Below are 6,022 nucleotides of genomic sequence, written 5' to 3'. Positions count from 1 at the left end.
GACCGGCACGGGGGCCTGCGCCGCCGCGGCACGGGCGGCGGCCCGCAGCCGGGGCTCCGGCTCCACCGCGAGCACCGCCTCCACCGTTTCGGGGTAGTGCGGGAACATCCGGCCGTTGCCGGCGCCGACCTCGACCACCCGGCCGCGCAGCCCGGTGACGAGGCGGTGCCGGTGCTCGGCCGCACCGGCCCGGTCCATCGCCACGCTGGCCCGGGCGAAGATCCGCGCGAAGACCGGATGCGACACGGACATCGATTCTCCTCACCCCGGGGCCGGTCCCCGCAGTATCGACCGGGACGGTCAGTTCGGGGCCGGCGGCGCGCCGAGGGTGAGCAGCAGGGGGCCGGCGGGGCCGGCGGCGAGGTCGCCGAGGCGTACCTCGTCCAGAACGGCGAGGAAGGCGCGCTGGGCCCGGCGCAGCTCACCCCGCAACCGGCAGCCGGCGACCAGCGGGCAGGCCGGCTCCTCGCAGGCGACCACCTCGTCGTCGCCCTCGAAGGCCCGGACCACGTGACCGACGGTCAGCTCGGCGGCGTGCTCGGCGAAGGCCACTCCGCCGGAGCGGCCGCGGATGGTGACCAGGACGCCGATCCGCTGCAGCCGCTGGACGATCTTGGCCGCGTGGCTGCGGGGCAGCGCGAGCTGGGTGGCCAGCTCGTCCACCGTGGTACGCGCCGGGGAGGCGGCGGTGACCATGGCAATGCGCAGCGCCATGTCGGTGGACCGGTTCAGCTTCACAGCAACGACCCTAACCAGCGCGAACGCCTCGCGACACGGGCCAGGAGTCCCGGCCATCGGTGTGATCCGCACGACCCCGGACCCGGGACCTTCGGCCTAGAAGTGGAATTTAAAACTCCTGTTCAGTGGAGTGCGTCCTACCGAACCCCGAAGGAGTAGTCGTGCTCTCGGAATCATCAGCAGCCGTGGTGAAGGCGACCCTGCCCGTCGTGCAGGCGCACGGAGAGGCGATCACCGGTTGCTTCTACCCGCGCATGTTCAAGGCGCACCCCGAACTGCTCAACATCTTCAACCGGGGCAACCAGGCCAACGGGGCGCAGAAGGCGGCGCTCGCCGCGTCCGTCGTGGCGTACGCCGAGCACCTCCTCGGCACCAGCGACCTCCCCTGGGAGCCGATCCTCGAGCGGATCGCCCAGAAGCACGTCTCGCTCGGCATCAGCGCTCCCCAGTACACGATCGTCGGACGGCACCTCATGGCCGCGATCGGCGAGGTGCTCGGCGACGCCGTCACCCCCGAGGTGGCCGCCGCCTGGGACGAGGTCTACTGGCTGTTCGCCTGCGAACTCATCGCCCGTGAGGCCCGGCTCTACACCGAGGCCGGCATCGCCGAGGGCCAGTCGATCTGGCGGGAGTGGCGGATCGAGAACCGGACCGAGGAGACCCGCGAGGTCGTCTCGTTCACGCTGGTCCCCGCAGACGGCGGCACCGTGCCCACCTTCACCCCCGGCCAGTACGTCTCCGTCGCGGTGGACCTCGACGGGGACCGCGGCCAGCAGATCCGGCAGTACAGCCTCTCCGGCCGCCCCGATGCCGACCACTGGCGGATCACGGTGAAGCGGGTCCGCGGCATCGACGGCGCACCCGACGGCGTCGTTTCCACGTTCCTGCACGAGCGGGTCCAGGTCGGTGACACGCTCCGGCTCAGCCCGCCCTGCGGCGAGGTCAGCGTGGTGGCCGGCGAGGGCCCGCTGCTGCTGGTCAGCGCCGGTATCGGCCTCACCCCGGCGATGGCGGCGCTGGAGCACCTGGCGGTCACCGAGCCCGAGCGTCCGGTGGTGCTGGTGCACGCCGACCGGGCGGGGACCGCGCACGCGATGCGCAACGACCTGCCCCGGCTCCAGGAGCAGCTGCCCAACCTGCGGATGCGCCTCTGGTACGAGGACGTCACCGACAGCCAGCTGCTCGGGCTGAAGGCGGAGGTCGCCAGCGGTCTGGTCGACCCCGAGCAGATCCCGGTGAACCCGGACGCCCACGTGCACCTCTGCGGGCCGGTGCCGTTCATGACCACGGTCCGGGGCGGCCTGCTGCGCCGCGGCGTACCGCGCGAGCGGATCGCGTACGAGGTGTTCGGTCCCGGCATGCTCCGCGACGAGCGGGTCTGACCCGCCCCCGGTCCGGTCGCGCCGCCCCCCGCTCGGCCGGACCAGCACAGGGCCCCTGTCCCGGTCGGTGTCCACCGGGACAGGGGCCCTGTCATGTGCGCTCGGGATTCCGGCGGTACCGCCGGGCCGGTCAGGCCCAGTGCGCCGCGATCGCAGCCAGCACCAGCAGCGAGCCGATGATCTCCAGCACGCCGATCCGCGCCGCGCTCAGCCGCCGCCCGGGCAGCACCGCGGCGCGGAGCAGCAGCAGCGCGAAGACCACCGCCAGCGCCCAGCCCCACGCGACGACCGCGAGCAGCAGGACCGCCAGGTGGTACGCGACGGAGGCGCGCCGGTAGCCGACGCTCTCCCGTTCCCGGATCATCGTCTTGACGTAGAGGACCGTGCCGACCAGGTACGCGAAGACGGCCGCCGCGACGCCGGTCAGCTCCAGCGATGGCACCCCGGCGACGGTCGCCACCACGAACACCATCAGGGTGCTCTGCGCCACCGAGGCGAGGTCGTTGAGCAGGGCCCGCTCCCGGCGCCGCCGGGCGTAGCCGACGTTCACGGCGACCAGCAGGGCGTAGAGCGGGGCGTACCCGAGCACCGCCGGCCGGACCACCAGCACCGGGACGGCGAGCAACGCGGCCATGGTGCCGTAGAGCAGGAGCTGTGGGCGCACCCGGTCCGGCCGCCCGGTCTTGACCGCCTGCAGGGCGTAGTAGGAGAACAGGTAGCCGGCCAGCCAGGCGCCGAGCAGCGGCAGGTGCGGCCAGCGCGGGCCGGTGACGGTGAGCGCGGCGACGTACGGCAGCAGCAGCATCGCCCAGGCGCCGTGCTGCGGCGGCAGGAAGCGGTGCCGGCGACCGCGGGCCGGCGTACGCCCCGGCGTCCGGGCGCCGGTCCGCCCGGGTACGGAGGCGGTGCCGTTCATCCGAGGGCGACCGTGAGCAGCACCGCCGAGTCCTCGTCGGCGTGCAGGGAGTGCCGGGCGTCCGGGATCTCCAGCAGGTCGCCGGTCACCCCGGTCCAGAACTGGTCGTCAGCGAGCAGCCGGACCCGGCCGCGGAGCACCTGAAGGGTCGCCGCGCCGGGGCTTGCGTGCTCCTCCAGCGCGCGGCCGGCTACCAGGGCGAGCAGCGTCTGCCGCAGTGGCCGGCCCGCGCCGCCGTACACGGTGCGGGCGCTGCGTCCGCTGTCGGTGGCGTGGGCCAGGGTGAGTTGCTCCTCGATCAGCTCGGAGAGCGAGGACGGGGACACGGGGCACCTCCCGGGGTTCGCGTTCGGACGGGTGGCCGCCGCCGCGAAACGGGAGCCACCGTTACCTCTTTGCCCAGCTTCGTCGCATGAGGGGCATCTGACCAGGGGCTTTGGTCCCTGGGCAGAGCCTACCGGCGGGTCCCGGCGGCAATCTCCACATCCGACGATGACCTTCTCGGACAAGTCGATGATCTAGAGGTTAGGGAGCGGACGCCAGGGTACGGACTTCTCATGCGCGTCCTTGGAATCAACGCGATCTTCCACGATCCGGCGGCTGCCCTGGTGGTCGACGGGAAGGTGGTGGCCGCCGCCGAAGAGGAGCGGTTCAGCCGCCGCAAGCACGGCAAGCGCCCAGTCCCGTTCTCCGCCTGGGAGCTGCCCGAACTCTCCGCCGCCTGGTGTCTGACCAGCGCCGGAATCGACGTCGACAGCCTCGACGCGGTCGCCTACTCGTTCGACCCCGGCCTCTGCCGGGACGCGGCCGGCCTCGGGCTCAGCGACCCGTGGGACTGGCTGCGCGTCGACTACGCGAAGCGGGCTCCGCAGTTCCTCGCCGCCGCCCTGCCCGGTCTGGACCCGGAGAAGGTCCGCTTCGTACCGCACCACGTCGCGCACGCCGCCTCGGCCGGGCTGGCCGCCCCGCCGGCCGGCGACGACACCGCGGTGCTGGTGCTGGACGGACGGGGTGAGGTGGCCAGCCACCTGGCCGGCGTCTACCGCGACGGCCAACTCTCCTCGCTGTACTCCCAGGAGCTGCCGCACTCGCTCGGCCTGCTCTACGAGGACCTGACCCGACACCTCGGGTTTTTGCACTCCAGCGACGAGTACAAGGTGATGGCGCTGGCCTCCTACGGCCGGCCGAAGCACCTCGGCATGCTGCGCGAGCTGGTCCGGGTCACCGGCAACGGCGGCTTCCACGTCGAACGGATCGACTGGGCCAGCATGGCCAAGGCGCGCACCGCCGACGGCGAGATGACCGACGAGCACGCCGACCTCGCGTCCAGCGTGCAGACCCGGCTGGAGGAGATCATCCTCGAGCTGTCCCGCTGGCTGTACGACGCCTCCGGCGGCGCCTCGACCCTGGCGATGGCCGGCGGGGTGGCGCTGAACTGCGTCGCCAACGCCCGGATCGCGGCCGAGGGCCCGTACCGGAACGTCTGGGTGCAGCCGGCCGCCGGCGACTCCGGGACGGCGCTCGGCGCGGCCCTGCACGTGGCCGGCGTCCTCGGTGACCGGTCCACCCCGATGGTGGGGGCGGACCTGGGCCGCGGCTGGTCGGACGAGGAGCTGGAGGCGGAGCTGCGCCGGGCCGCGCTGCCGTACACCCGACCGGCGTCGATCGCGGTCGAGGCGGCCCGGGTGCTCGCCGACAACGGCATCGTGGCCTGGTACCAGGGCCGCAGCGAGTACGGGCCGCGGGCGCTCGGTCACCGGTCGCTGCTCGCCCACCCGGGCGACCCGGACACCACCCGCCGGATGAACGACGTCAAGGGCCGGGAGCAGTTCCGCCCGATCGCGCCGATGGTCCGCGCGGAACGCTTCGCCGAGATCTTCGAGGGGGTCTACCCCAGCCCGTACATGCTCTTCGTGCACAACGTGAAGCCGGAGTGGCGGGACCGGATCCCGGCCGTCACCCACGTCGACGGCACCGCCCGGGTGCAGACCGTGCACACCGACACCGAGCCGGTGGTGGCCGAGATGCTGGCCGAGTTCGAACGGCTCACCGGGCTGCCGGTGGTGGTGAACACCTCGCTGAACACCGCCGGCCGGCCGATGGTGGACACCCCGCGCGAGGCGATGGAGCTGTTCGGCTCGGCGCCGGTGGACCTGCTGGCCCTCGGCCCGTTCGCGGTGCACCGCCGATCCCTGGCCGGTGAGCGGTGATCAGCCTGGTGGTGCCGACGCTGGGCCGACCGAGCCTGGCGCTGCTGCTGGACGCCCTCGCCGGCCAGCTCGCGGACCTGCCCGAGGTGGAGATCCTGCTGGTCGACGACCGTCGCGACGACACCGGGGAGCTGGCGGTGCCGGGCGCGCTGACCGCGTACACAAAGGTGCTGACGGGGCGGGGCGCGGGCCCCGCGGCGGCGCGAAACCTGGGCTGGCGGGCAGCCCGCGGCTCCTGGGTGGTCTTCCTCGACGACGACGTCGTGCCGGCTCCGGACTGGTGCCGCCGGCTGGTCGACGACCTGGCCGTAGCGGCGACCGTCGGCGGCGTGCAGGGCACCGTCGAGGTGCCGCTCCCCGCCGACCGCCGCTCCACCGACTGGGAGCGCGGCACCGCCGGGCTGGCCGAAGGAAAGTGGATCACCGCGGACATGGCCTACCGGCGGCGGACGCTCGCCGCGGTCGGCGGGTTCGACGAGCGCTTCCCCCGGGCCTACCGGGAGGACGCCGAGCTGGCCCACCGGGTCCGGCTCGCCGGCTGGGACCTGGTCCGCGGCCGGCGGCGGGTCACCCATCCGGTACGCCCCGAGGGGCGCTGGGTCAGCCTGCGCACCCAGCGCGGCAATGCCGACGACGCGCTGCTGCGCCGACTGTCCGGGCGCACCTGGCGCGCCGACATCGACCTGCCCCCGGGCCGGCGCCCCCGGCACGCGGCGGTGACCGCGGCGGGCGCCGTGGCCCTGCTGTCTCTTATACCCATCTGACGCTGCCGACGA

At 73.6% G+C, this 6,022-nt stretch carries 6 protein-coding genes and 1 pseudogene; 3 read left to right on the top strand and 4 right to left on the bottom strand.

Annotated elements, in window-relative coordinates; translation table 11 throughout:
• Both DKL51_RS32995 and DKL51_RS32990 read right to left on the bottom strand, forming a co-directional pair.
• A pseudogene (locus DKL51_RS32995) lies at positions 1–252 on the bottom strand (SAM-dependent methyltransferase); the annotation flags it as partial.
• 48 nt (positions 253–300) lie between these two features.
• Complete coding sequence (locus DKL51_RS32990) at positions 301–738, bottom strand: RrF2 family transcriptional regulator (RefSeq protein WP_109946490.1); 438 nt, start codon at positions 736–738, stop codon at positions 301–303.
• A gap of 161 nt (positions 739–899) precedes the next feature.
• On the opposite strand from DKL51_RS32990, the gene DKL51_RS32985 reads away from it, so the two are divergent.
• Entirely contained in the window at positions 900–2,120 is a 1,221-nt protein-coding gene (locus DKL51_RS32985; protein ID WP_243422574.1) for a globin domain-containing protein, read from the top strand.
• A gap of 130 nt (positions 2,121–2,250) precedes the next feature.
• On the opposite strand, the gene DKL51_RS32980 is transcribed toward DKL51_RS32985, so the two are convergent.
• Together DKL51_RS32980 and DKL51_RS32975 are read right to left on the bottom strand one after the other, a co-directional pair.
• A complete protein-coding gene (locus DKL51_RS32980; protein ID WP_109946488.1) occupies positions 2,251–3,036 on the bottom strand; it encodes a YwiC-like family protein in 786 nt (261 codons plus the stop codon).
• The gene (locus DKL51_RS32975; protein ID WP_109946487.1) at positions 3,033–3,362 is read right to left on the bottom strand and encodes a cupin domain-containing protein; all 330 of its coding nucleotides are present in this window, start codon (positions 3,360–3,362) and stop codon (positions 3,033–3,035) included. The genes DKL51_RS32980 and DKL51_RS32975 overlap by 4 nt, the downstream gene beginning before the upstream one ends.
• Positions 3,363–3,593: 231 nt before the next feature.
• Between DKL51_RS32975 and DKL51_RS32970 the strand changes: the two genes are divergently transcribed.
• Together DKL51_RS32970 and DKL51_RS37720 are read left to right on the top strand one after the other, a co-directional pair.
• Positions 3,594–5,246, top strand: coding sequence for a carbamoyltransferase family protein (locus DKL51_RS32970; protein WP_109946486.1), 1,653 nt, complete (start codon positions 3,594–3,596; stop codon positions 5,244–5,246).
• Positions 5,243–6,010, top strand: coding sequence for a glycosyltransferase family 2 protein (locus DKL51_RS37720; RefSeq protein ID WP_124813214.1), 768 nt, complete (start codon positions 5,243–5,245; stop codon positions 6,008–6,010). The genes DKL51_RS32970 and DKL51_RS37720 overlap by 4 nt, the downstream gene beginning before the upstream one ends.
• Positions 6,011–6,022 lie beyond the last annotated feature (12 nt).

Origin of the sequence: Micromonospora globispora, assembly GCF_003857015.1 — a bacterium.
Classification (GTDB): Bacteria; Actinomycetota; Actinomycetes; order Mycobacteriales; family Micromonosporaceae; genus Micromonospora; species Micromonospora globispora.
This window is presented reverse-complemented; position numbering and strand designations above follow the sequence as displayed.

What these genes read in the sequence shown, in the direction of transcription:
- DKL51_RS32970 (WP_109946486.1), top strand. Translation starts at nt 3,594, where the DNA reads ATGCGCGTCCTTGGAATCAACGCGATCTTCCACGATCCGGCGGCTGCC.
- DKL51_RS32980 (WP_109946488.1), bottom strand. Translation starts at nt 3,036, where the DNA reads ATGAACGGCACCGCCTCCGTACCCGGGCGGACCGGCGCCCGGACGCCG.